24 protein-coding genes are annotated in these 22868 nt (G+C 71.4%); 9 read left to right on the forward strand and 15 right to left on the reverse strand.

Annotation, left to right across the window (positions count from 1 at the left end):
* Window position 1 precedes the first annotated feature (1 nt).
* From ACZ4UV_RS38050 to ACZ4UV_RS38065, 4 genes are all read right to left on the reverse strand, one after another.
* Window positions 2-952 carry a cytochrome c oxidase assembly protein gene (locus tag ACZ4UV_RS38050; RefSeq protein WP_390041156.1) on the reverse strand — a complete coding sequence of 317 codons (951 nt, stop codon included), beginning with the start codon at window positions 950-952 and terminating at the stop codon, window positions 2-4.
* A gap of 206 nt (window positions 953-1158) precedes the next feature.
* Window positions 1159-2184 (reverse strand): 6-phosphofructokinase, encoded by a 1026-nt coding sequence (locus ACZ4UV_RS38055; RefSeq protein WP_390041158.1) that lies wholly within the window; start codon window positions 2182-2184, stop codon window positions 1159-1161.
* A gap of 180 nt (window positions 2185-2364) precedes the next feature.
* Window positions 2365-3093 (reverse strand): type 1 glutamine amidotransferase, encoded by a 729-nt coding sequence (locus tag ACZ4UV_RS38060; RefSeq protein WP_351499378.1) that lies wholly within the window; start codon window positions 3091-3093, stop codon window positions 2365-2367.
* A 20-nt stretch (window positions 3094-3113) separates the two neighbouring features.
* Window positions 3114-4352 carry a MurT ligase domain-containing protein gene (locus tag ACZ4UV_RS38065; RefSeq protein ID WP_351499380.1) on the reverse strand — a complete coding sequence of 413 codons (1239 nt, stop codon included), beginning with the start codon at window positions 4350-4352 and terminating at the stop codon, window positions 3114-3116.
* Window positions 4353-4503: 151 nt separating this feature from the next.
* Between ACZ4UV_RS38065 and def the strand changes: the two genes are divergently transcribed.
* Complete coding sequence (gene def / locus ACZ4UV_RS38070; protein ID WP_351499382.1) at window positions 4504-5043, forward strand: peptide deformylase; 540 nt, start codon at window positions 4504-4506, stop codon at window positions 5041-5043.
* Between the two features lie 96 nt (window positions 5044-5139).
* Here def and ACZ4UV_RS38075 read toward each other — a convergent pair whose 3' ends face one another.
* Window positions 5140-5784 carry a TetR/AcrR family transcriptional regulator gene (locus ACZ4UV_RS38075; RefSeq protein ID WP_351499384.1) on the reverse strand — a complete coding sequence of 215 codons (645 nt, stop codon included), beginning with the start codon at window positions 5782-5784 and terminating at the stop codon, window positions 5140-5142.
* 173 nt (window positions 5785-5957) lie between these two features.
* Here ACZ4UV_RS38075 and ACZ4UV_RS38080 point away from each other — a divergent pair, with 173 nt between their 5' ends.
* Window positions 5958-7184 carry an acyl-CoA dehydrogenase family protein gene (locus tag ACZ4UV_RS38080; RefSeq protein WP_451022043.1) on the forward strand — a complete coding sequence of 409 codons (1227 nt, stop codon included), beginning with the start codon at window positions 5958-5960 and terminating at the stop codon, window positions 7182-7184.
* A gap of 115 nt (window positions 7185-7299) precedes the next feature.
* Here ACZ4UV_RS38080 and ACZ4UV_RS38085 read toward each other — a convergent pair whose 3' ends face one another.
* From ACZ4UV_RS38085 to ACZ4UV_RS38095, 3 genes are read right to left on the reverse strand one after another with little or no spacing between them, the layout of a single operon-like run.
* Window positions 7300-7821, reverse strand: a complete 522-nt coding sequence (locus tag ACZ4UV_RS38085) for a cupin domain-containing protein (RefSeq protein ID WP_351499388.1) — start codon at window positions 7819-7821, stop codon at window positions 7300-7302.
* A gap of 7 nt (window positions 7822-7828) precedes the next feature.
* A complete protein-coding gene (locus ACZ4UV_RS38090; protein ID WP_451022044.1) occupies window positions 7829-9103 on the reverse strand; it encodes a cytochrome P450 in 1275 nt (424 codons plus the stop codon).
* 2 nt (window positions 9104-9105) lie between these two features.
* Entirely contained in the window at window positions 9106-10173 is a 1068-nt protein-coding gene (locus tag ACZ4UV_RS38095) for a type III polyketide synthase (RefSeq protein ID WP_351499393.1), read from the reverse strand.
* A 184-nt stretch (window positions 10174-10357) separates the two neighbouring features.
* Between ACZ4UV_RS38095 and ACZ4UV_RS38100 the strand changes: the two genes are divergently transcribed.
* A complete protein-coding gene (locus ACZ4UV_RS38100; protein WP_451022360.1) occupies window positions 10358-11020 on the forward strand; it encodes a thiaminase II/PqqC family protein in 663 nt (220 codons plus the stop codon).
* 55 nt (window positions 11021-11075) lie between these two features.
* Here ACZ4UV_RS38100 and ACZ4UV_RS38105 read toward each other — a convergent pair whose 3' ends face one another.
* The 5 genes from ACZ4UV_RS38105 to ACZ4UV_RS38125 all read right to left on the reverse strand — a co-directional run bounded on the left by ACZ4UV_RS38105 (window position 11076) and on the right by ACZ4UV_RS38125 (window position 15760).
* Window positions 11076-11306 (reverse strand): DUF6213 family protein, encoded by a 231-nt coding sequence (locus ACZ4UV_RS38105; RefSeq protein ID WP_089105419.1) that lies wholly within the window; start codon window positions 11304-11306, stop codon window positions 11076-11078.
* 25 nt (window positions 11307-11331) lie between these two features.
* Window positions 11332-12717: an NADP-dependent succinic semialdehyde dehydrogenase gene (locus tag ACZ4UV_RS38110; RefSeq protein WP_467844377.1), complete on the reverse strand. Its 1386-nt coding sequence runs from the start codon at window positions 12715-12717 to the stop codon at window positions 11332-11334.
* 75 nt (window positions 12718-12792) lie between these two features.
* Complete coding sequence (locus tag ACZ4UV_RS38115; protein ID WP_390041174.1) at window positions 12793-13260, reverse strand: NUDIX hydrolase; 468 nt, start codon at window positions 13258-13260, stop codon at window positions 12793-12795.
* Window positions 13257-14795, reverse strand: a complete 1539-nt coding sequence (locus ACZ4UV_RS38120; RefSeq protein WP_451022361.1) for an ATP-dependent DNA ligase — start codon at window positions 14793-14795, stop codon at window positions 13257-13259. Before ACZ4UV_RS38120 ends, ACZ4UV_RS38115 begins: the two co-directional genes overlap by 4 nt.
* Window positions 14796-14824: 29 nt before the next feature.
* Window positions 14825-15760 carry an NAD(P)/FAD-dependent oxidoreductase gene (locus ACZ4UV_RS38125; protein WP_467844380.1) on the reverse strand — a complete coding sequence of 312 codons (936 nt, stop codon included), beginning with the start codon at window positions 15758-15760 and terminating at the stop codon, window positions 14825-14827.
* A 78-nt stretch (window positions 15761-15838) separates the two neighbouring features.
* On the opposite strand from ACZ4UV_RS38125, the gene ACZ4UV_RS38130 reads away from it, so the two are divergent.
* The 6 genes from ACZ4UV_RS38130 (at window position 15839) to ACZ4UV_RS38155 (ending at window position 21161) form a co-directional block, all read left to right on the forward strand.
* Window positions 15839-16411: a helix-turn-helix domain-containing protein gene (locus ACZ4UV_RS38130; protein ID WP_451022363.1), complete on the forward strand. Its 573-nt coding sequence runs from the start codon at window positions 15839-15841 to the stop codon at window positions 16409-16411.
* A gap of 110 nt (window positions 16412-16521) precedes the next feature.
* Window positions 16522-17490, forward strand: coding sequence for an NADPH:quinone oxidoreductase family protein (locus tag ACZ4UV_RS38135; protein ID WP_390041182.1), 969 nt, complete (start codon window positions 16522-16524; stop codon window positions 17488-17490).
* Entirely contained in the window at window positions 17487-18704 is a 1218-nt protein-coding gene (locus ACZ4UV_RS38140; protein ID WP_467844385.1) for an acyl-CoA dehydrogenase family protein, read from the forward strand. Before ACZ4UV_RS38135 ends, ACZ4UV_RS38140 begins: the two co-directional genes overlap by 4 nt.
* Window positions 18701-19774 carry an acyl-CoA dehydrogenase family protein gene (locus ACZ4UV_RS38145; protein WP_451020003.1) on the forward strand — a complete coding sequence of 358 codons (1074 nt, stop codon included), beginning with the start codon at window positions 18701-18703 and terminating at the stop codon, window positions 19772-19774. The genes ACZ4UV_RS38140 and ACZ4UV_RS38145 overlap by 4 nt, the downstream gene beginning before the upstream one ends.
* A 226-nt stretch (window positions 19775-20000) precedes the next feature.
* Window positions 20001-20864 carry a phosphatidylinositol-specific phospholipase C/glycerophosphodiester phosphodiesterase family protein gene (locus tag ACZ4UV_RS38150; protein WP_467844388.1) on the forward strand — a complete coding sequence of 288 codons (864 nt, stop codon included), beginning with the start codon at window positions 20001-20003 and terminating at the stop codon, window positions 20862-20864.
* 102 nt (window positions 20865-20966) lie between these two features.
* Window positions 20967-21161, forward strand: coding sequence for a hypothetical protein (locus tag ACZ4UV_RS38155; protein WP_089105410.1), 195 nt, complete (start codon window positions 20967-20969; stop codon window positions 21159-21161).
* Window positions 21162-21170: 9 nt separating this feature from the next.
* Here the strand turns inward: ACZ4UV_RS38155 and ACZ4UV_RS38160 are convergent, their stop codons facing one another.
* Entirely contained in the window at window positions 21171-22343 is a 1173-nt protein-coding gene (locus ACZ4UV_RS38160; protein WP_451020005.1) for a phosphodiester glycosidase family protein, read from the reverse strand.
* Between the two features lie 143 nt (window positions 22344-22486).
* Complete coding sequence (locus ACZ4UV_RS38165; protein WP_390041193.1) at window positions 22487-22855, reverse strand: DUF779 domain-containing protein; 369 nt, start codon at window positions 22853-22855, stop codon at window positions 22487-22489.
* Between the last annotated feature and the right edge of the window lie 13 nt (window positions 22856-22868).

Raw genomic sequence — 22868 nt, forward strand, 5'->3', positions numbered from 1 at the left:
GTCAGCCCTTGCGTGCGTTCAGTGAGGCCAAATACGCGTTGTACGCCTCGAGCTCCTTGTCGCCGTCCCGGTCGGCGGCCCGGTCCGTGCGCCGGGCCTGGCGCTGCTCGGAGCCGTACCACTGGAACAGCAGGGCGATCAGCACCAGTACGGACGGGATCTCACTGAACGCCCAGGCGATCCCGCCGGCCGCGTTCTGGTCGGAGAGCGCGTCGATGCCGAGCGAGGCGGGCGGGTTCTTGAAGGTCTCGACCATCGGTTCCGACGCCATCATCAACGCGATGCCGAAGAACGCGTGGAACGGCATGCCCGCGAACAGTTCCAGCATGCGCATGAGATACCCCGGCCGGTGCGGGCCCGGGTCGACGCCGATGATCGGCCAGAAGAAGACGACACCGACGGCGAGGAAGTGCACCATCATCGCGATGTGCCCGGCCTTCGAGCCCATCAGGAAGTCGAACAGCGGGGTGAAGTAGAGCGCGTACAGGCTCGCGATGAACAGCGGGATCGTGAAGGCGGGGTGGGTGATGATCCGCATGTACCGGCTGTGCAGCAGCGCCAGCAGCAGCTCACGCGGCCCCTTCCGGCCCCGCCCGGCGACGGGCAGCGCGCGCAGCGCGAGCGTCATCGGGGCGCCCAGCAGGATCAGGATCGGCGACAGCATGCTGATGATCATGTGCTGCACCATGTGCACGCTGAACATGACCATCCCGTAGTCGTTCAGCTTGGTGCACATGACGAGCATGATCGTCAGCACACCGACGACGAACGACACGGTCCGCCCCACGGACCAGGCGTCCCCGCGCCGCCGCAGCCGCACCACGCCCCACCCGTACAGCGCCAGCCCCGCGAGAGTGGCGACGAGAAAGAAGGGATCCGCCGACCACTCCAGCCCGCGCCCCAGCGTGAACGGCGGCAGATCCATCGTCATGCCGTGCCCGCTGTGATCCATCCGGCGGCTCCTGATTCGTGGGGGGTTGTACGTTTACTGCCGACCCCAGATTAGAACCGCCCCCGACCGCACTTGCGACCGGGGGCTGGACAGCCGAGTCAGGGGCGCTGGGGGTACCCCCGGCCGAAGGCCGGGGGAGGAACTGCGCGAGCAACCACACACGACCCGCTCCCGGCGACGAAGCGGAACCTCCTACGGCGCTGCCCCTAAAGCACCGTCTCCGCCTCGTCGTACCGCCCGGAGGGAACCGTCTTCAACGTCTCCACCGCCTCCGCCAGCGGCACCATCACGATGTCCGTCCCCCGCAGCGCGGTCATGTGACCGAACTCCCCCCGGTGCACGGCCTCCACCGCATGCCACCCGAACCGCGTCGCCAGGACGCGGTCGTACGCCGTCGGCGTGCCACCCCGCTGCACGTGCCCGAGGATGACCGGCCGCGCCTCCTTGCCGAGCCGCTGCTCCAGCTCGACGGAGAGCTGCCGGGCGATCCCGGCGAACCGCTCGTGGCCGTAGATGTCCTTGCCGCCCTCGTCGAAGGCCATCGTCCCCGCCTTCGGCTTGGCGCCCTCCGCCGCGACGACGATCGCGAACCGCTTGCCCGCCTCGAACCGCTCGCCGACCCGGCGGGCCAACTCCTCGATGTCGAAGGGGCGTTCCGGTACGACGATGGCGTGGGCGCCGGCCGCCATGCCGGAGTGCAGGGCGATCCAGCCGGTGTGCCGGCCCATGACCTCCACCACCAGCACCCGCTGGTGGGACTCCGCGGTCGTCTTCAGCCGGTCGAGGGCCTCGGTGGCGACCCCCACGGCCGTGTCGAAACCGAAGGTCACGTCGGTGACAGCGATGTCGTTGTCGATGGTCTTCGGGACGCCGACGATCGGCAGACCGGCGTCCGACATCAGGCGGGCCGCTTTCAGCGTGCCCTCACCGCCGATCGGGATGATCGCGTCGAGGCCGAGCTCGGCGACATGGCCCCTGGCCCGCTCCACGCCGTCCCGCAGGTGCGAGGGCTGGACCCGGGAGGAGCCGAGGATGGTGCCGCCGCGGGCCAGGATGCCGGCCACGGCGTCGAGGTCGAGCTTGAGGTAGTCGCACTCCAGGAGGCCCTTCCAGCCGTCCCGGAAGCCGATGACCTCGTCGCCGTGGTCGGCGACGGCACGGTGCACGACGGACCGGATGACGGCGTTCAGGCCGGGGCAGTCGCCGCCGGACGTGAGGACACCAATGCGCATAGCCCGAAACAACCTTCTCCACGTGGGCCGGAGACCGGACCACGCTGTCCGGCTGTCATCGCCGTCACCCTACCCGCGCAAGGGGGTCGTTCCGCACCGGGCGTCCGCCTGCTGGACGTGCCCGCACATGTGAGCGGACACCCTGTCAGGCGGGCCCGGAACCGACCGTTGCGATGCAGCTCAGGCGGGCTGCTGGGCGGCCGCGATGCGCTCGTTGCGGAGCGCCTCGTACCAGCGGTCGTCGATCGGCGGCAGCGCGTTCACGTCGAGCGCCAGCTTCAGCAGCAGGTCCGCGATGAGCGGGTTGCGGGCCAGGACCGGCCCGTGCATGTACGTACCGAAGACCGTCTCGTTGTACGCGCCCTCCGTGCCGTCCCCGGTGCCGTTGCCCCGGCCCAGCTTGACCCGGGCGAAGGGGCGGGCGGTGGGGCCGAGCTGCGTGACGCCCTGGTGGTTCTCGAAGCCGGTCAGCGGGGGCAGGCCGAGCCGCGGGTCGATGTCGCCGAGGACGTCACCGACACACCGCTCGCCGGTCCCGCGCACGGTCGTCACGTCGAGCAGGCCGAGACCCGGCTCGCGCTGCCCGAGGTCGTTGATGAACTCGTGGCCGAGGATCTGGTACCCGGCGCACACGGAGAACACGATCGCGCCGTTCTCCACCGCCCGGTACAGGTGCCCGTCGCGGCGCAGCCGCTCGGCGGCGAGCCGCTGCGGGCGGTCCTCACCGCCGCCGATCAGGTAGATGTCCCCGGAGGTCGGGATCGGCTGGTCGCTGCGCACGTCGAGCCGGGCCACGTCGAGACCGCGCTGCCGGGCCCGGCGCTCCACGACGAGCGCGTTGCCCTGGTCGCCGTAGGTGCTGAGCAGGTCCGGGTAGATCCACACCAGCCGCAGTTGGTTGTCGCTCATGAACTGTTCGTCCTTCGTGGTCAGTTGCCGACGCGGCGGCGCAGGTCCTGGAACGCGGTGTAGTTCGCGATGACCTCGATCCGGCCCGGCGGGCACATCTGGACGGCCTGGTCGAGGGAGTCGCAGACCTGGAAGTGCTGGTTCGCGACCTCCAGCCGCACCGCGAGGTCCAGCTTGCGGTCGCCGAGCACGAAGATCGGGTGGCCGGTCAGGCGCGTGTAGTCCACGTCCCACAGCCAGGAGGTGTCGGTGCCGTCGGCGCCACGGGCGTTGACGGAGAGGATCACCGGGGCCGGCGGCGGGTCGATCAGCGAGAACGTCTCCAGCCAGCCGGCCGGGTTCTTGGCCAGCAGCAGACGCAGGTCGCGCCCCTGGAACTGCACGACGTCGTACCGTCCCGCGACGGCCTGCACCTGGTACATCCGCTCCAGGGCGACCTGCGGCGGCACCCCGAAGACGGCGGCGACGGCGGCCGACGAGGCGGCGTTCGCCTTGTTGGCACGCCCCGGCAGCTGCAGGTGGATCGGCCAGGCGGACCCGTGCGGGTCGAGCACGTGGTCCCCGGAGAGCACCCAGCTCGGCGTCGGCCGCCGGAACCCGCACTCACCGCAGAACCAGTCGTCGCCGGGCCGCTGCATCACGCCACCGCAGGACGGGCAGGACCAGGCGTCGTCCTTCCACATCTGCCCCGCGGCGACCCACACCACGTTGGGGGAGGAGGACGCGGCCCAGACCACCAGCGGGTCGTCGCAGTTCGCCACGATGACGGCCTTCGACCCGGCCAGACCCTCCCGCCAGTTCTCGGCGAGCATGCGGGTCTCGGCGGCGCGGTCGAGCTGGTCCCGGGAGAGGTTGAGCAGCGCGATGCACTTCGGGTCGGTGTCCCGGGCCACCCCGGCCAGGTACTTCTCGTCGACCTCGATCACGCCGAACTTGGAGTCCGAGCCGCCCGCCAGGGCGGAGGTGATCCCGGCCGGCATGTTGGCGCCGAGCGCGTTGGAGACGACCGGCCCCGCGGCCTTGAGGGCCTCGGCGATGAGCCTGGTGGTCGTCGTCTTGCCGTTCGTCGCCGAGACGAGGGTCACGTCCAGGTTCTGGGCGAGCCGGGCGAGAAGATCGGGGTCGAGTTTGAGCGCCACCCGGCCGCCGATCACGGATCCGCTGCCGCGACCCGCGGCACGGGACGCCGCCGCGACCGCCTTGCCCGCGGTCACGGCGATCTTGGCCCGCGGCGTGAGCGGGTCCGAGTTGCCTGCCATCAGTTCTCGATCCTCCTTGCGTACGCGCCGCGCCTCAGCCATCCGGCAACGTGGTGTGCACCTCAGCCTATCGAGATCCATTCGCACACCCGAATTCCGGCCCATGCCTGCGCGGCGAGCAGGGGCCCATCCGAACCGTACCCTTGCGGCCATGCGACACGGTTCCATTCCGGGCGCCCGCGGGCGGGTCCGGCCCCTCACCCTGCTCGGCGACCCCGTCCTGCACGCCCGCTGCGCCGAGGTCACCGACTTCGGCCCCGAACTCTCCCGGCTCGTGGAGGACTTGTTCGCGACGATGTACGCCGCGGAGGGCGTGGGACTGGCCGCGAACCAGGTGGGGGAGCCGCTGCGGGTGTTCGTCTTCGACTGCCCCGACGACGACGAGGTCCGCCACCTGGGCCACGTGGTGAACCCGCGCCTCGTGACGGCGGACGGCGTGACCCTCCGCGGGCCCGAGGGCTGCCTGTCCCTGCCGGGCCTGGAGGCGGGGACGGAACGCTACGACCATGCGGTGGTGGAGGGCTTCACGGCGACGGGGGAGCCGGTCACGATCCATGGAACCGGCTTCTTCGCCCGCTGTCTCCAGCACGAGACCGACCACCTGGAGGGCCGCGTCTACGCCGACCACGTCACGGGCTGGCGCAGGCGCAAGCTGATGCGCCAGGTGGCCAAGTCTTCTTGGCGCCGGTGAGCGCAACCCCCTAGGAGCGCGGGGCTGTGTCTGATTTGCGGCTACCGCCGCGCGGGCGCGACCAGCCCCCACCGGCCGTGCGACGACACGCGACCTTCAGAACCCAGGACCGCCGATCTTGTCCCCCGCCGCAGCGAGCCGCCCCCACAAAAGGTCCGCCAGACTCTTCACCAGTTCTGCACGAGAACAGGGCCGTTCCCCCAGCCACCAGTCCCCGGCTGCGTGCATCATCCCGACGATCCCGTGCCCCCACACCCGAGCCAACTGCTGACTGTTCGGCCCCAGATCCAGCCGGTCCTCGATGACCTGCGCCAGCTCCTCGCCCATCCGCCGCAACAGCGGAGCCGAGTGCTTCCCCACGTCGAACCCCTGGTCGGTCCCCGTGCTGCCCTCCGCGGGATGCATCAGGAACCGGTACACCTGGGGCCGCGCCTCGATCGCCGCGAGGTACGTGTCCAAGGTCGCCTCGACCCGCTCACGGCGCTCCGCGGGAGCGTCCAGCGCGGCCCGCAGCGAGTTCAGCAGGGCGTCCGTGTGCCGGGTGGCCAGCGCCGCGTACAGCCCGCTCTTGTCGCCGAAGTGGCGGTAGAGGATGGGTTTGGTGATGCCCGCCTCCGCCGCGATGGCGTTCATGGAAGCCTGTGGGCCGTCGCGCAGCACCACCCGGTCGGCGGCCTCCAACAGCTCGCGCCGTCGGCGGTCGGCGGACCGTTGCTGTTCGGTCCGCTGCGTGGTGTCCATGTGCTCTCCCCACCCCGTGCTCTTTTCGGTGATGCCTGCGCAAACTAACACCTGACAGCCATCTGCACTCGAACTGGCTGCCGAGGTGACCTTGGGAGTTGACTTTTCCTACCGACGAGTAACAGACTCGGGTTACCGCTAGTAACACATTATGCGCCGCCGCTGGAGGGGTCATGGCCGAGTTCACCATGGAACTCAACGACGAACAGAAGGAGGTCCGGGACTGGCTGCACGGCTTCGCCGCCGACGTCATCCGCCCCGCGGCCGCCGAATGGGACGAGCGTGAGGAGACTCCCTGGCCGGTCATCCAGGAAGCCGCGAAGGTCGGCATCTACTCCCTCGACTTCTACGCCCAGCAGTACTTCGACCCCACCGGCCTCGGCATCCCGATGGCCATGGAGGAGCTGTTCTGGGGCGACGCGGGCATCGCTCTGTCCATCGTGGGCACGGGCCTGGCCGCCGTCGGTGTCCTCGCCAACGGCACCGAGGAACAGATCGGCACCTGGATCCCCCAGATGTACGGCGACCCCAACGACGTCAAGGTCGCCGCGTTCTGCTCCTCCGAGCCCGACGCCGGCTCCGACGTGGCCTCCATGCGCACCCGGGCCGTCTACGACGAGGCCAAGGACGAGTGGGTGCTCAACGGCACGAAGACCTGGGCGACCAACGGCGGCATCGCCAACGTCCACGTCGTCGTCGCGGTCGTCGACCCGGAGCTCGGCTCCAAGGGCCACGCCTCCTTCATCGTCCCGCCGGGGACGCCCGGGCTGTCCCAGGGCCAGAAGTTCAAGAAGCACGGGATCCGCGCCTCGCACACCGCCGAGGTCGTGCTGGACAACGCCCGGGTGCCCGGGTCCTGCCTGCTCGGCGGCAAGGAGAAGCTGGACGAGCGGCTGGCCCGGGCCCGGGAGCGGGCCAGGTCCGGCGGCGAGCGGGTGAAGAACGCGGCGATGGCCACGTTCGAGGCCTCGCGGCCCGCCGTCGGCGCGATGGCCGTCGGTACGGCACGCGCCGCGTACGAGGTCGCCCTCGACTACGCCGTGACCCGTGAGCAGTTCGGGCGCCCGATCATCGACAACCAGGGCGTGGCGTTCCAGCTCGCGGACATGCGGACGTCCATCGACGCGGCCCGGCTGCTGGTGTGGCGGGCGTCCTGGATGGCGGTGAACGGGAAGCCGTTCACCGCGGCCGAGGGGTCGATGTCGAAGCTGTTCGCGAGCGAGACGGCGAAGAAGGTGACCGCCCAGGCGATCCAGATCCTGGGCGGGAACGGGTACACGCGGGAGTATCCGGTGGAGCGGATGCACCGGGACGCGGCGATCTACACGATCTTCGAGGGGACGAGTGAGATCCAGCGTCTGGTGATCGCCCGTACCTTGTCGGGGGTGCCGATCCGGTAGCGCCGTAGGGGGTGCGGTGCGTCGCGGACCGACGGCCGTCAGTGGCTGGTCGCGCAGTTCCTCCCCCAGCCTTCGGCCGGGGGTACCCCCAGCGCCCCCTGACAGGTGGGCACAGTCACCGGTGCTTCAAAGGTGTGAGTTGCTCGATGTCGTAGCGCTTGCGGAGTGCCTCGATCGCCTCGTGGTCCGGAGGGCCGCCGCTGCCCAGGATCTCCAGGAGCTCCTCGAAGTAGCGCTCGTGGTCGGGCGGCGGGGAGGACTGGAAGAACATCCGCGCCGGGGTGTCCGTCGGGTTGGCGAAGGCGTGCGGGCAGCCGGGGGGTACGGCGATCAGCGTGCCCGGGGTCGCCCTCACCACCCTCGTGCCCGAGCTCGACTCCCACTTCTGCCAGTGGTCGGGGGTGCGGATGCGCGGCTCGAAGGCGAGGACGTCCAGTTCGCCTTCGAGGACGTAGAACAGCTCCTCGCTGCGGGTGTGCACATGGGCGCCCACGTCGAAGCCCGGCGGGACCTCCACCTCGAAGGTGGAGGCCGCCCGCGAGTGCGTTCCCGTCACCTTGAAGGTGACACGCTGGGCCGGCGTATGGACGACGCGCCCGTGCCCCGGCGGCACGAGGAGTCCCTCGGTCGTGGTCATGGGCCACTCACCAGGTCACTGGAAGTGTCTCGGGTCCCCGGATCAACGCGCCCTTTCTGAAAGGGACCTGTTCCGGAGGCACGGCGAGCCGCAGCCCGGGCAGCCGGTCGAGCAGGGCGTCGACGAGGAGTTCCTCCTCCAGCCTGCCGAGCTGGCCGCCGGGACAGTAGTGCGGGCCGAACCCGAAGGACACATGCGGGTTGGGACTGCGGGTGAGGTCGATCGTCTCGGGGTCCGTGAAGACGGCCGGGTCGCGGTTGGCGGCCAGGTACGAGACGTAGACCGCGTCACCCGCGCGGATCCGGACGCCCTTGATCTCCACGTCCTGGGTGGCGATCCGGCACAGCCCGACCGCGCTGCGGTGCGGGATGTAGCGCAGCAGCTCGTCGATCGCCCGGGGGCGGATCTCCGGCTCGGTGCGCAGCCGGTCGAGGAGGTCGGGGCGGGTCAGCAGCAGGTAGAACAGCTGCCCGCTGTTGTTGGTGACCGCCTCGCCGCCGATCTGGAGGAGGACGGCCAGACCGACGGCCTCCTCCAAGGCGACCTCGCCGCGGCCCACCGCGGCGCCCAGCAGCGAGCACACGTCCTCGCCCGTGCTGTTCTCCCGCAGCCCGATCAGGTCGGCGAAGTAGGCGCCCATCTCGCGCTTGGCCTTCTCGCTGACCTCCTTGCCGTGGCGGGAGGACAGGATCAGCTGGGTCCAGATGTGCATGGTGTGCCGGTCGGCGGCCGGTACGCCCATCACTTCGCAGATCACCGCGATGGGGAACGGGCTGAGCACCGTCGCCGTGAGGTCGGCGGGCGGGCCGTCCTGGACCAGCTCGTCGACGATCTCGTCCAGCATCAGGCGGGCCTTCTCCCGGACCCGCTCCACGCCCTTGGAGGTGAGCGCGGGGGCCACCGAGCGGCGCAGCCGCGTGTGGTCGGGCGGGTCCAGGAAGCCGACCGCGCCGCGGTCCGGGATGAAGTGCGGGGCGAGCCGGGTGACCGGCTGCTCCAGCACCGCCTCACGGCTGAACCGGAGGTCGTTGGCCACCATCCGTACGTCGTCGTACCGGGTGACCAGCCACGCCCAGCCCTCGCCGTTGGGGAGCTGGATCCGGGTGACCGGACCCTCCCGCATCAGCTCGGCCAGGGTGGGGTCGAAGTCCACCCCCGTCAGGTCCGGCACCTCCCAGCGCCGGACCGGACAGACGGCCTCACCGGCGGCTCCGGCGGCGGCTTCGGTAGCCGCCTCCTCGGCCGCCTCGTCGGCGGAGTCGAGCGGTTCGGTGAGCGCCATCTCTACCGAGCCGCCTCTCCGTCCGAACGCCGCCAGCGACCCAGCGACATTTCCGCGGTGATGCCGGGACCGAACCCGGCCAGCAGGCCGCGCGCCTGGTGCTCGGCACCGCCCTCGTCGAACATCCGGCGCAGTGCGTCCAGGACGACGGCGCTGGCGATGTTGCCGTACTCGGTGAGCGTGGACCGGCTGAACCGGAAGGCGTGCGGGTCGACCTGGAGGAACTTGCTCAGGTCGTCCAGGATGCGCGGCCCGCCCGCGTGGACTATGTAGAAGTCCAGGTCGGACGCGTCCCAGCCGTGCAGCCCTGCCAGGTCCTGGAGAGCCGGCGCCAGCGGCTCCATGGTCGCCGGGACCCGCTTGTCCAGCAGGAAGTGGAACCCGGTGGCCCGCACGTCGTACATGATCCACTCCTCGGTCTTCGGGATCAGGTACGAGCCGTTGCGTTCGAGTTCGACGCCCGTGCCGCCCTTGCCGCGGACCACGGCGGCGGCGATGCCGTCACCGAAGAGGCCGTTGGAGAGCAGCGAGCCGACGCCGAGGTCGGTCGGCTGGTAGCACAGCGAGCAGAACTCGCAGGCCACGATGAGGGCGTTGGCGTCCGGGTACGCCGAGCAGAAGTCGTGCGCCCGGTTGATCGCCGCTCCGCCGGCCGCGCAGCCGAGCTGCGCGATGGGGATCTGGCGGGTGGTGGAGTCGAAGTCCATCTCGTTGATCAGCCACGCGGTGAGCGACGGCATCATGAAGCCCGTGCACGAGACGTAGATGATCACGTCGATGTCGCTGGTGAGCAGTTCGGCGTCGTCGAGCGCCCGCTGGATCACTGCGGGAACCCGGGCCTTGGCCTCGACCTCGTAGAGCTTGTTGCGCTCCTCGAAGCCGGGGTGCTTCAGGGTTTCCTCGATCGGCTGCACGATGTGCCGGGTGCGTACGCCCGTGTTCTCGATCAGTCTCAGCGCCAACGGCAGCTGCGGGTGGTTCTCGTGGTGGGAGCGCGCCAGTTCCAGCGTCTCCTCCATCGTGATCACGTACTCCGGGACCGACACTGAGGGTTTGCACAAAGTCGCCATGAACCGTGCCTGCTTTCAGCCTTCCGGCGGGTTTGGCCCGACCGGTCAGAGAGGTGGTTCACCTCAGGAGGTGGTCCCCTCACGATCACCCGTGAGGGCGACGATCTCGCGCCGGACTACTCCGAACCGGTGACCCCGTGTCAGGGTCGGATCAGCACAGAGGTATCCCGACGAGGAGGACGCGATGCCCGGCACGGCCGCGGAAGTGCTGAAAAAGACCAGGTCAGAGCTTGCCCCGGAGGCGAACGCCAATCCGTTGGTGCCCCTCGTCGCCAGCGGCCGGGCGAGTCGGGAGACACTCGCCGCGCTTGCCCTCGAACAACACCGGGTGATCCCCGCCGACCGACGCGCGTTCCTGCATCTGGCGCAGCGCGCCGTCGAGGAGCCGGCGGCCGCAGGGTTCTTCACCACGCTGGCCGAGGGCGAGGAACGGGCGGCAGAGCGGCTCGGCGCGTTCACCGAGGCGTGCGACGTGGATGACGAGCGCCGGCAAGCGTACGAGCCCCTACCGGGCTGCCAGGCGTACCCGGCGTACATCTCCTGGCTCGCCCTCAACGCCGACCCGACGGACGCGCTCCTGGCCGTCACGGCCAACTTCGCGACCTGGGGGACGTATTGCGCGACCATCGCGCACGCCCTGCGCGAGCACTACGGCTTCACCGACGAGGCCTGCGCCTTCTTCGACTTCTTCGCAGCACCGGCTCCGGCCCTGGACGAGCAGGCGGAGGCGGCGGTACAGGCGGGACTGGAGTCAGGGCGCCTGGACGAGAAGCGCGTGTACACCTACGGCCGCTTGCTCCAGGCATACGAGGAGATGTTCTGGACGTCGCTCAGGACACTCACCTAGGGGCGCGGGGAACTGCGCGAGCAACCCCCACCCACCCGCACCCGCCGAACCACCGTCACTCCCCACTGCTATGGGCGATACAAGCCACGTCGATCCGATCGGCGAGTTTCGCCAGCTCGATGGTCAGCGCAGCCACCGTGTCCTCGTCCAGCCCACCCTCGTCGGCCTCCACCAGACGCAGCCACCGTGCCCCCAACGTCCGCAACAACTTACTCACGTCGGCCGCGGCCACCTGCAAGGTCCCGCGGTCGTCGACGATCAGAGGCAGGGTCACTTCGCGGTTCACAGTCGGGATCGTAGTCGTGCAACCCTCACGCACCCTGCCAAACGGTGGTGATGTTGCAGAACTCCCGGATTCCGTGCCCGGACAGCTCACGGCCGTACCCGGACCGCTTCACCCCGCCGAACGGAAACGCCGGGTGCGACGCGGTCATGCCGTTGACGAACACGCCGCCGGCCTCCAGGTCCCGTACGAACCGGTCCACCTCGGCGTCGTCCCGCGTCCACACGTTCGAACTCAGCCCGAAGGGCGAATCGTTGGCGATGAGGATCGCCTCGTCCAGGTCTCCGGCCCGGTACAGCGTGGCCACCGGCCCGAACGCCTCCTCGCGGTGGATGCGCATGTCGCGGTGGATCCCGGCGAGGACGGTCGGCGGGTAGAACCAGCCGGGCCCGTCCGGCCGCTGCCCGCCGCACAGGACCTCCGCACCCGACCGCTTCGCGTCCTCGACCAGCTCCTCCAGGTCCTTGCGCCCCTGCTCGCTGGAGAGCGGCCCGACGTCCGTCTCATCGTCCATCGGGTCGCCCGTGCGCAGCGCCGTCATGCCCGCCACGAACTTCTCGGCGAAGGCGTCGTAGACGTCGGTGTGCACGATGAACCGCTTCGCGGCGATGCACGACTGCCCGTTGTTCTGCACCCGCGCCGTCACCGCGATCTTCGCCGCGCGGTCGATGTCCGCCGAGGGCATCACCACGTAGGGGTCGCTGCCGCCCAGCTCCAGGACCGTCTTCTTGATCATCTCGCCGGCGGTGGCGGCGACCGCGCGGCCCGCGGGCTCGCTGCCGGTGAGCGTCGCCGCCCGCACCCGCTCGTCGCGCAGGATGTCGTCGACCGCGCCGGAGCCGATCAGCAGGGTCTGGAAGCAGCCCTCGGTGAAGCCGGCCCGGTGGAACAGGTCCTCCAGGTACAGGGCCGTCTGCGGGACGTTGGACGCGTGCTTGAGCAGGCCCACGTTGCCCGCCATCAGCGCGGGCGCGGCGAAGCGGACCACCTGCCAGAGCGGGAAGTTCCACGGCATCACGGCGAGCACCGGCCCGATGGGGCGGTACCGCACCCGCACCCGGGAGGCGCCCGAGTCCTTCACGTCCGTCTCCGCCGGCTCCTCGTCGGCCAGCAGTTCCTCCGCGTGGTCGGCGTACCAGTGCATCGCCTTCGCGCACTTGGCGGCCTCCGCGCGGGCCTGCTTCAGCGGCTTGCCCATCTCGGTGGTCATGGTGCGCGCGATGTCGTCCCGGTCCGCGTCCAGCAGGTCGGCGGCGGCGTGCAGCAGCCGGGCGCGCTCGGCGAAGGTGCTCGTGCGGTACGTGCGGAACGTCGCCTCGGCGAGTTCGAGCCGGCGTTCGAGCTCGTCCTCGTCCATGGCCTCGAACGTTTCGAGCGTCTCGCCGTTCGCCGGGTTGACCGTCGCGATGGGCATGGCTGACCTCCCTGGGAGCGGGCTTGCTATGACCTTCCCGCGCGGCCCGGCCGACCGCAACGTATGGGCCCCTGTTCAGCCCGAGTGCTCCGCCAGCCGGTCGAGAAACGCGGCCTGCGCCTTGACGATCACCTCGCGGGCCCGGTCCGGGGTCAGCCAGGCCACCCGGTCCAGCTCCGGGAACTCCTGGATCCGGCCCGACCGCGGCGGCCACTCCATCACGAAGGTGCCGGGGGCGATGGCGGCCGGGTCCAGGTCCGCCTCGATCGCCCACGCCGTGACGATCTTGCCGTTGGTCTGCCGGACCTCGCCCAGCTCGATCGGCTCGCCGTCCGGCGGCGCCAGGCCCAGTTCCTCCCGGAACTCGCGGCGGGCCGCCTCCCAGGCGGGCTCGTCCGGCTCGTACTCGCCCTTGGGGACGGTCCAGGCGCCCGCGTCCTTCTTCGCGAAGAACGGCCCGCCCATATGGCCGAGCAACACCTCGAGGCCTGCGCCGGTATGCCGGAACAACAGCAGTCCGGCGCTTCGCTTCGGCTCCGTCAACGCCGTACCTCCGGATGGGCGGCCAGCAGGGTCTCCACCGTATCGGCCTCCTCCGGCCGCTTGTCCTCGCGGTAGCGGACGACCCGCGCGAAGCGCAGGGTGACGCCGGCCGGGTAGCGGGAGGACCGTTGCAGGCCGTCGTAGGCGATCTCGACGACGAGTTCCGGGCGTACGGTCACCACCCAGCCGGTGTCCGAGACCTCCAGCTCCTTGAGCCGGGCGGTCTGCCACTCCAGCATCGCGTCGGTCATGCCCTTGAACGTCTTGCCGAGCATGGCGAAGGTGCCGTCCGGGTTGCGGGCGCCGAGGTGCAGGTTGGAGAGCCTGCCGGTACGGCGGCCGTGGCCCCACTCGGCGGCCAGCACGACCAGGTCCAGGGTGTGGACGGGCTTCACCTTCAGCCAGGAGGCGCCCCGGCGGCCGGCGCTGTAGGGGCCGTCCAGGGCTTTGACGACCACGCCCTCGTGACCGCGGGCGAGGGCGGCCGCGAGGAACTCCTCGGCGGTCGTCGTGTCGTCCGGCCCGGACACCAGCGCCCGGCGCACCCGCATCGGCTCGGGGACCAGCCGGGCCAGTTCCGCGTGCCGTTCGGCGAAGGGCAGGTCGAGCAGGTCGTGGCCGTCGACAGAGAGCGCGTCGAAGAAGACCGGGGAGACCGGGACCTCCCGGGCCGCCTTCGCCACGTCCGTCCGGGAGCCGACCCGGCCCGCCGTCTCCTGGAAGGAGCGGGGCCGGCCGTCCGCGTCGAAGGAGATCACCTCGCCGTCCAGGACGAACCGGTCGCCGTTCAACCCGCGTGCGGCGGAGGTCACCTCGGGAAGGCGGTCGGTGATCTCGTCCAGGGTGCGGGTGAAGACCCGTACCGTGTCGCCGTCCCGGTGGACCTGGACCCGGATGCCGTCCAGCTTCTCCTCGACCGCCGAGCCGCCCAGCTTCGCCACCGCCTCGGCGACCGAGGAGGCGGTGTGCGCCAGCATGGGCAGCACCGGACGGCCGACGGTGAGCCGGAAACGCTCCAAGGCCGGAGTGCCGTCCGCCAGCAGCGCCGCGGCCACCGTCTGGAGGGACCCGGCGAGCATCACCGCCCGGCGGACGGCGCCGGGGTCCGCGCCGGTCGCCTGCGCGAGCCCCTCGACGGCGACCGCGTCCAGGGCGCCCTGCCGCACCTCCCCGGTGATCAGCCCCAGCAGGAAGCGCTGCTCGTCCGCCGTCGCCGCGCCCATCAACTCGCCCACGATCCGGGCCCGTTCGGCCTGCGAACCGGCCCCGGAGACCTTGCCGAGCTCGCTGAGCCGGGCGTCGACCTCGCGCACGGTGAGGGACGGTTCGGCGGCCGGCGGGACGGGCCGGCTCAGCACCTTCCAGCCGACGCCGAGGCGGCCCTGCGGGAGCCGGCCGGCCAGGTAGGGGATGACGACCGGAACGTCGTCGGGAGCCGTCTCCCGGAAGAGTCCGGCGAGCAGCGCGGTCTTGCGGGACCTGGCCGCGGTGGCGGCGACCTCCCGGGACACTTCGGCGAGCCGGGTCAGCAGCATGCAGCCATGGTGCAACGGGCGGGGCCGGACTACACCCGCACGGCGGCGTCCAGATCCGCGAAGAGCAGCTCGCCGTTGATCGCCGCACCGGCCCGGTAGCCGCGGCTCGCCGCGTTGACCACCTGCTCGGCGAAACCGCTCGCGTTGCCCGCCGCCCACAGCCCGGGCACGGTGGTCAGGCCCCGCTCGTCGATCACCGGGTAGGCGCCGAAGGGGGTCTCCGTCAGCTCGGCGCCCAGCCCGAGGAACAGGTCGTTCTGCGGGACCGGGCGCGGGGCGGCGAACAGCGCCTCCCGCGGGTGCACGCTGCTGTCGGCGAGCCGTACGCCCGTCAGCCGGTCGTCCTCGATCCGCAGACCCGCCACCGCACCGGGCACCACCCGCACCCCGGCCACGGCCAGCCGCCGCAGGTCGTCGTCGGTCAGCTCCGTCTCCTCGACCTGGTGCAGGAAGAGGGTCACGTCCTTGGACCACTGGGTGACCATCAGCGCCTGGTGCACGCTCATCGGGGTCGTGGCCAGCACCCCGAACGCCTGGTCGCGTACCTCCCAGCTGTGGCAGTACGGGCAGTGCAGCACATCCCGGCCGAACCGTTCGGCCACCCCGGGGACGGGCGGCAACTCGTCCTTCAGGCCGGTGGCGACGACCAACTGCCGGGCCCGGACCGTGCGGCCGCCCGCCAGTGCCACCGCGAAACCGTCCGCGCCGTCCTTCGTCGCGCCCACCGCCCGGTCCCGGACCAGCTCCACGCCGTACCGGGCGATCTCCTCCCGGCCCACCGCCAGGAACTCCGCGGGCGGCATGCCGTCCCGGGACAGGAAGCCCTGCATGTGCGCCGCCGGGGCGTTGCGCGGCTCGCCCGAGTCGACGACCAGGGTGCGGCGCCGGGCCCGGCCCAGGACCAGCGCGGCGGACAGGCCGGCCGCGCCGCCTCCGACGACGACCACTTCGTACGTATCGGTCATGGTGACCACCTCCGCGGCCGAGGCTGGACCGGCCGCTGCCGGATTGACAAACGTCTTTGCCGAAACTGCAATGCAGGCATGACTACGGACGACGTCCTCGCGGGCGTGGGACCCCGGCTGCGCCGGCTCCGCAAGGAGCGGGAGGTCACCCTCGCCGCCCTCTCCGAGACCACCGGCATCTCGGTCAGCACCCTCTCCCGGCTGGAATCGGGCCTGCGCAAGCCCAGCCTGGAGCTGCTGCTGCCGATCGCGCAGGCCCACCAGGTGCCCCTGGACGAACTGGTCGGTGCCCCGCCGGCCGGCGACCCCCGGGTGCGTGCGAAGCCGATGGAGCGCCACGGCCGGACCTTCCTGCCGCTCACCCGGCAGCCCGGCGGCCTGCAGGCCTTCAAGGTGGTCGAGCCGAAGCGGAGACTCGAACCCGAGCCGCGTACCCACGAGGGCTACGAATGGCTGTACGTGCTGTCCGGGAAGCTGCGGCTGGTGCTCGGTGAGCATGACGTCGTGCTGGGGCCGGGGGAGGCGGCCGAGTTCGACACCCGGGTGCCGCACTGGTTCGGGTCGACGGGGGAGGGGCCGGTGGAGTTCCTCAGCCTGTTCGGGCCGCAGGGGGAGCGGATGCACGTGCGGGCGCGGCCGAAGCGGACGTGACGAATCCGGCGTTCCGCCGGGAGGCTGTTCCCTCGGTGGCAAGCGACCGCTTAGTATGCGGTGGACCCCGGTCAGACGACGCAGTCGACGCAGTCCCGTGGAGGCACCGCATGCAGGCATGGCAAGTGCACGAGAACGGCGAGCCGAGCGAGGTGATGCGGCTCCAGGAGGTGGAGCGGCCCACGCCCGGCGACGGCCAGGTGCTGCTCAGGGTGCGTGCCGCCAACATCAACTTCCCGGACGTCCTGATGTGCCGGGGCCACTACCAGGTGCGCCCGCCGCTGCCGTTCACCCCCGGGGTGGAGATCTGCGGCGAGACCGAGGACGGGCGCCGGGTGATCGCCAACCCCGCGCTGCCGTACGGCGGCTTCGCCGAGTACGCGGTCGCGGACGCCGCCGCGCTGCTGCCCGCGCCGGACTCGCTGGACGACGCCGAGGCCGCCGCGCTGCACATCGGCTACCAGACGGGCTGGTTCGGCCTGCACCGCCGGGCGGCCCTCCAGGCCGGCGAGACCCTGCTGGTGCACGCCGCCGCCGGCGGGGTCGGCAGCGCGGCCGTCCAGCTCGGCAAGGCGGCCGGGGCGCGGGTGATCGGCGTGGTCGGCGGCGCCGACAAGGCCGCCGTGGCCCGCGAGCAGGGCTGTGACGTCGTCGTCGACCGGCGCGCCGAGGACGTCGTCGCCGCCGTCAAGGAGGCCACCGGCGGCCGGGGCGCCGACGTGATCTACGACCCGGTCGGCGGCGAGGCCTACACCCAGTCCACCAAGGTCGTCGCCTTCGAGGGCCGGATCGTGGTCGTCGGCTTCGCCAGCGGCACCATCCCCAGCCCGGCGCTCAACCACGCCCTGGTGAAGAACTACTCCATCCAGGGCCTGCACTGGGGCCTGTACGCCACCAAGAACCCCAAGCTGATCCTTCAGTGCCACCAGCAGCTCACCGAGCTGGCCGCCAAGGGCGCCATCAAGCCCCTGGTGAGCGAGCGGGTGCCGCTGTCCGAGGCCGCGGCGGCCGTGCAGCGGGTGGGCGACGGCGTCACCACCGGCCGGGTCACCGTCGTACCGAACGGAGCCGCAGCATGACCGACGCCGCCGAACTCCAGCGCCGCACCGCCGAGTTGCTGGCCGCGTATCCGGTGGAAGACACCGATCGGCTCGACTTCCTCAAGGCCCGCTTCGACGCGGGACTCGCCTGGGTGCACTATCCGGAGGGCCTCGGTGGCCTCGGCGCGCCCCGCTCCCTCCAGGCCGTCGTGGACGCCGGGCTGGAGGCCGCCGGCGCCCCCGACAACGACTCCCGCCGCAACGGCATCGGGCTCGGCATGGCCGCGCCGACCATCCTCAAGTACGGCACGGAGGAGCAGAAGCAGCGCTTCCTGCGGCCGCTGTGGATCGGCGAGGAGGTCTGGTGCCAGCTGTTCAGCGAGCCGGGTGCCGGCTCCGACCTGGCCGCGCTCGGCACCCGGGCCGTGCGTGAGGATGGGGGTCCCTCCCGCTCGAGCGAAGCCGAGAGTGGGGGAGAGTGGGTGGTCAACGGGCAGAAGGTGTGGACCTCCGGTGCGCACAACGCCCGCTGGGCCATCCTCATCGCCCGCACCGACCCGAATGTGCCCAAGCATGCGGGCATCACCTACTTCGTCTGCGACATGACCGACCCCGGCGTGGACGTGCGGCCGCTGCGGCAGGTGACCGGCGAGGCCGAGTTCAACGAGGTCTTCCTCACCGACGTCCGCATCCCCGACGCCCACCGCCTCGGTGAGATCGGCGACGGCTGGCGGGTCGCCCAGACCACGCTCAACAACGAGCGCGTCGCCATCGGCGGGATGCGGCTGCCCCGCGAGGGCGGCATGATCGGCCCGGTCGCGAAGACCTGGCGCGAACGCCCCGAACTGCGCACCCACGACCTGCACCAGCGGCTGCTGAAGCTCTGGGTCGAGTCCGAGGTCGCCCGCCTCACCGCGGAGCGCCTGCGCCAGCAGCTCGTCGCCGGACAGCCCGGCCCCGAGGGCGCCGGCATGAAGCTCGCCTTCGCCCGCCTCAACCAGGAGATCAGCGGCCTGGAGGTCGAACTCCGCGGCGAGGAAGGCCTGTTGTACGACGACTGGACCATGCGCCGGCCCGAACTCGTGGACTTCACCGGCCGGGACGCGGGCTACCGCTACCTCCGCGCCAAGGGCAACAGCATCGAGGGCGGGACCAGCGAGGTCCTGCTGAACATCGTCGCCGAGCGCGTCCTGGGCCTGCCGGCCGAACCGCGCACCGACAAGGACGTCGCCTGGAAGGACCTCGCCCGATGACGGATCTGCTGTACTCGGAGGAGGAAGAGGCGCTGCGGGCCGCGGTACGGGATCTGCTCGCCGACCACTGTGACGCGCCGGGCGTGATCGCCCGCACCGAGTCGGACGCCGCGCACGACGCGGCCGCCTGGAAGGCCCTCACCGAGGGCATGGGGCTCGCCGGGCTGCTGGTCCCCGAGGAGCTGGGCGGCCAGGGCGCCTCGCACCGCGAAGTCGCCGTCGTCCTGGAGGAGCTGGGGCGTGCGGTCGCGCCCGTGCCGTATCTGACCAGTGCCGTGGTGGCGACCGAGGCGCTGCTGGCCTGCGGCGACGGGCAGCTGCTCGGAAAGCTGGCGTCCGGGCGGACCGTCGGGGCGCTGGCCGTGGGGCTGCATGTCGCCCCGGGCGGCGGGTTCAAGGCCGTACACGTCGAAGGCGGGCGTCTGCACGGCGAGTTGACCGGGATCGCGGACGCGGTCGCGGCGGACGTGCTGCTGGTGCCCGGGGACGACGGCGGGCTGTACGCCGTCGAGGCGGGCGCCGTGACCGTCACCCCGCAGGTGTCCTTCGACCTGACCCGGCCGCTCGCCACGGTGACGCTGGACGGAGCGGCGGGGCGGCGCGTGGGCGACGCGGAGCCGGCGGTACGGCGTGCGCTGCGGGCCGGGGCCGGGCTGCTGGCCTCCGAGCAGTTCGGCGTCGCCGAGTGGGCGTTGACGGAGACCGTGCGGTACCTCAAGGAGCGCAAGCAGTTCAACCGGCCGGTGGGCGGGTTCCAGGCGATCAAGCACCGGCTGGCACAGCTGTGGCTGGAGGTGGTGAACCTTCGCGCGGCGGCGCGCGGTGCGGCCGACGCGCTGGCCTCCGGCGGTGATGCCGACGTGTTGGTGGCCGTTGCGCAGGCTTATGCGGGGCCGGTTGCCGTGCACGCCGCCGAGGAGGCGCTGCAGTTGCATGCGGGGATCGGGATGACCTGGGAACATCCGATCCATCTGTATCTGAAGCGGGCCAAGTCCGATTCGATCGCCTTCGGTACGGCGGGGGCGCATCGGGAGGCCTTGGGCGCACTGGTCGATCTTCAGGCGCCGTGATTTTCGGTCGTCGACTGCGGGTGCGTGGGGGCTGGTCGCGCAGTTCCTCCCCCAGCCTTCGGCCGGGGGCACCCCCAGCGCCCCTGACGGGGCGCTGCCGTGGCGGCTCGTATGAAGTGAACCGGGGGTGGCGGTTCAGCCAACTCCCTGCGCAGGTACACCGATTGGGGTCTGTTCGAACGCATACTCCCTTGGGTCACTCATGGCCCTACAAGGGAGGCAGAGCATGGCCCTCACCACCCGTCGCAGAGCCCTCACCACCCTCGGTGCCGCCCTCGCCGGCGCCGTCGTACTGCCCGGCACGCAGGCCTGGGCGGGCGACGGCCGCCGTGGCCGGCGGCCGCTGTGGCGTGCCCACGCCCACAACGACTACGAGCACACCCACCCCCTGTACGACGCCCTCGGCCACCGCTTCGGCAGCGTCGAGGCCGACATCTTCCTCGTCGGCGACCAGCTCCTCATCGGCCACACCGAGGACGACCTCGACCCGAGCCGCACCCTCGAATCCCTCTACCTCGACCCGCTGGCCGCGATCGTCAAGGCCAACCACGGCTCCGTGTACCGGGGGTGGCGCAGGCCGCTGCAGCTGCTCATCGACATCAAGACCGAGGGCTCCTCGACCTACCTGGAGCTCGACCGGCATCTGCGGCGCCACCCGCACCTGTTCACCACCTACGCCCACGGCCGGGTGATCCCCGGTGCGGTCACCAACGTCATCTCCGGCGACCGTGCCGCCCGCACGCCGACGGAGGCGCAGACCGTGCGCCGGGCCTTCTACGACGGCCGGCTCACCGACCTCGGCACCTCGGCGCCCGCCTCCTTCGTACCGCTGATCAGCGACAACTGGCAGCTCAACTTCACCTGGCTCGGTGCGGGCGCGTTCCCCGACGCCGAGCGGCAGAAGCTGCGCGACATCATCGGCCAGGCGCACGCGCACGGTCAGACGGTGCGCTTCTGGAACACCCCCGACGTGGCCGGCCCCGACCGCGACGCGCTGTGGGGCGAACTGCTCGCCGCCGGCATCGACTACTTCAACACCGATGACCTGGCAGGCCTGGAGGCCTTCCTGGACACCCACGCGTCGTCGTAACACCACTCGAACGGGGGCCGTGTCAACCGCACGGCCCCACCCTCCGCTACGCCACACTTGCGGCCGAACGCCCCGAAACGGGCGTGGCGGAGGAGGTTCGCGATGGCCGTTTCCATCTCTGTGGTGCTGCTGCTCCTGTTGCTGGCCGTGATCTTCATGCGCCAGGGCGCGCTGAAGATCTCGCACGCCCTGGTCTGCATGCTGTTCGGGTTCTTCCTGGCCAGCACCAGCATGGCGCCGACCATCACCAGCGGGCTCACCGCGACCGCCGATCTGGTCAGCAGTCTGAAACCCTGAGCGGCCGGCTCAGGGTCTCCAGAAGACCCCGATCCCGTTCGCCACGGCGCGCTCCGGGCTCTCGGTCGGGTGGTTGAGCACGCTCACCGTCTTCGCCCCCGCGGCGCGTGCCACCATCGTCGTGGAGCCGCCACCGTCCAGGCTGAACGCGTCGACCGCCCCCAACTGCCGCATCTCGTCGGCCACTTCGGCGATGGTCATGCCGCTGCGGTAGGCCACCGCGCCGTCCAGCGCGAGCAGCAGCAGCCTACGCCCGCCGCTCGCGTAGCCCACGGCCGTGCGCACGGCCGCGGTGGTGTCGTTCAGCCCGGCCAGCGGCTCGCCGCCGCGCAGCACCGGGTAGCCGCCGACGGCGAAGCGGTACGGGATCCTGGTGGCGGACGGCATCAGGAACTCGCGCACCGTGACCCGTTCGCCCTTGGTGAGGGCGCGCAGCCTGTCCGCGCCCGCCTCCCGGCCGAGCAGGACGGTCGTACCCGCGGCGATCGCACCGCTGCCCGGGGTGTCGGACATGGCGACGACCCTGCCGGCGCGGATCCGCACCTCGTAGGTGTCCGTGCTGCACCCGGCGGCCCGGTTGGTGTCCGAGCCGCAGGTGGCGCGCTTGCGGGAGGCCGAGCCCCAGGCGGCGGTGTAGACGCCGACGGACCCCTGCGCCAGGGCGTACTGGTTGAGCCCCCGCAGCGGGAGGGTGGCGTCCCGGGTGCGGGCCGTGCCGACGAGCGTCAGCCGGTCGAGCCGGGCCCGGCGGTCCACGCCGACGCCGAAGACGTCGGTGGTGTCGGTGCCGGGCGGCAGCGACGGACCGAAGCGCTGGGCCGTCGGCACCGCCGACTTGAGCACCCCGCCGTGCGCGATCGCCGGGCCGACGCTCGCGCCGGTCGCCTCGACGCCCGGGTGCTGGGTCTCGTTGATGTTGAAGAAGTCGCCGTTCACGCCCGCGACCGCCCCCGCCGCGTCCGCCATCGCGGACACCGGCGACCGTGCGGCCACCGCGCCCGGCGAGAGCAGGTCCACGCGGACGTGCGGGTCGGTCAGGTCGACGGTCAGCAGATGGGCGTGGACCGTGCCCTTGGCCGCCGGGAGGTCGAACTGCCGGTAGGTGATGCCGGACGCGATCCGGCCGGCGCCCGACGCGGCGCCGGCCGGTGCCGCCCCCGTGAGGGCCGCACCGGCCAGCACGCCGGACGTGGTGAGAATCGTGCACAGAGTTCGGGTCTTCGCCGCAAACCGTCTCCGACGATGCGTCACCGCACCCCCTGATGTCTCGTCAAGTTCTCCAGGACTCAGGGAAGTGCAGCAGACCGGGGTGACCGGCGGGGCGGCTAGCCGTCGACTACGCGAGAACGGGTGAGGAAACGCACCCCCTCGGGTGCCTCCAGGGAGAAACCGCTCCCCCGTCCGGGTACCACGTCCACGATCAGCCGGGTGTGGCTCCACACCTCGTACTGGCTGCGGGACATCCAGAAGGTGACCGGCTCCTCGACCCCGTCCACCGCCAGCTCGGCCAGCAGCACGTCCGAGCCGCCGGTACGGAACTCGCCGTCCGGATAGCACATGGGCGCGCTTCCGTCGCAGCAGCCGCCGGACTGGTGGAACATCAGCGGCCCGTGCTCGGCACGCAGCCGGCGCACCAGCTCGGCGGCGCGCGGGGTGAGTTCGACGCGCGCGGGCGCGGTCCTGTCGTCGTCCATGGGCACCGTCCTG

This window comes from Streptomyces sp. NPDC028289, assembly GCF_055565975.1.

Bases quoted from the DNA above. Each gene is read 5' to 3' on its own strand.
- ACZ4UV_RS38165 (WP_390041193.1), bottom strand. From the start codon at position 22,855: ATGGACGACGACAGGACCGCGCCCGCGCGCGTCGAACTCACCCCGCGC.
- ACZ4UV_RS38060 (WP_351499378.1), bottom strand. From the start codon at position 3,093: ATGAGCGACAACCAACTGCGGCTGGTGTGGATCTACCCGGACCTGCTC.
- ACZ4UV_RS38150 (WP_467844388.1), top strand. From the start codon at position 20,001: ATGGCCCTCACCACCCGTCGCAGAGCCCTCACCACCCTCGGTGCCGCC.
- ACZ4UV_RS38145 (WP_451020003.1), top strand. From the start codon at position 18,701: ATGACGGATCTGCTGTACTCGGAGGAGGAAGAGGCGCTGCGGGCCGCG.
- def (WP_351499382.1), top strand. From the start codon at position 4,504: ATGCGACACGGTTCCATTCCGGGCGCCCGCGGGCGGGTCCGGCCCCTC.
- ACZ4UV_RS38155 (WP_089105410.1), top strand. From the start codon at position 20,967: ATGGCCGTTTCCATCTCTGTGGTGCTGCTGCTCCTGTTGCTGGCCGTG.
- ACZ4UV_RS38075 (WP_351499384.1), bottom strand. From the start codon at position 5,784: ATGGACACCACGCAGCGGACCGAACAGCAACGGTCCGCCGACCGCCGA.
- ACZ4UV_RS38125 (WP_467844380.1), bottom strand. From the start codon at position 15,760: ATGACCGATACGTACGAAGTGGTCGTCGTCGGAGGCGGCGCGGCCGGC.
- ACZ4UV_RS38050 (WP_390041156.1), bottom strand. From the start codon at position 952: ATGGATCACAGCGGGCACGGCATGACGATGGATCTGCCGCCGTTCACG.
- ACZ4UV_RS38055 (WP_390041158.1), bottom strand. From the start codon at position 2,184: ATGCGCATTGGTGTCCTCACGTCCGGCGGCGACTGCCCCGGCCTGAAC.
- ACZ4UV_RS38135 (WP_390041182.1), top strand. From the start codon at position 16,522: ATGCAGGCATGGCAAGTGCACGAGAACGGCGAGCCGAGCGAGGTGATG.
- ACZ4UV_RS38110 (WP_467844377.1), bottom strand. From the start codon at position 12,717: ATGCCCATCGCGACGGTCAACCCGGCGAACGGCGAGACGCTCGAAACG.
- ACZ4UV_RS38140 (WP_467844385.1), top strand. From the start codon at position 17,487: ATGACCGACGCCGCCGAACTCCAGCGCCGCACCGCCGAGTTGCTGGCC.
- ACZ4UV_RS38100 (WP_451022360.1), top strand. From the start codon at position 10,358: ATGCCCGGCACGGCCGCGGAAGTGCTGAAAAAGACCAGGTCAGAGCTT.
- ACZ4UV_RS38095 (WP_351499393.1), bottom strand. From the start codon at position 10,173: ATGGCGACTTTGTGCAAACCCTCAGTGTCGGTCCCGGAGTACGTGATC.
- ACZ4UV_RS38090 (WP_451022044.1), bottom strand. From the start codon at position 9,103: ATGGCGCTCACCGAACCGCTCGACTCCGCCGACGAGGCGGCCGAGGAG.
- ACZ4UV_RS38065 (WP_351499380.1), bottom strand. From the start codon at position 4,352: ATGGCAGGCAACTCGGACCCGCTCACGCCGCGGGCCAAGATCGCCGTG.
- ACZ4UV_RS38085 (WP_351499388.1), bottom strand. From the start codon at position 7,821: ATGACCACGACCGAGGGACTCCTCGTGCCGCCGGGGCACGGGCGCGTC.
- ACZ4UV_RS38080 (WP_451022043.1), top strand. From the start codon at position 5,958: ATGGCCGAGTTCACCATGGAACTCAACGACGAACAGAAGGAGGTCCGG.
- ACZ4UV_RS38120 (WP_451022361.1), bottom strand. From the start codon at position 14,795: ATGCTGCTGACCCGGCTCGCCGAAGTGTCCCGGGAGGTCGCCGCCACC.
- ACZ4UV_RS38130 (WP_451022363.1), top strand. From the start codon at position 15,839: ATGACTACGGACGACGTCCTCGCGGGCGTGGGACCCCGGCTGCGCCGG.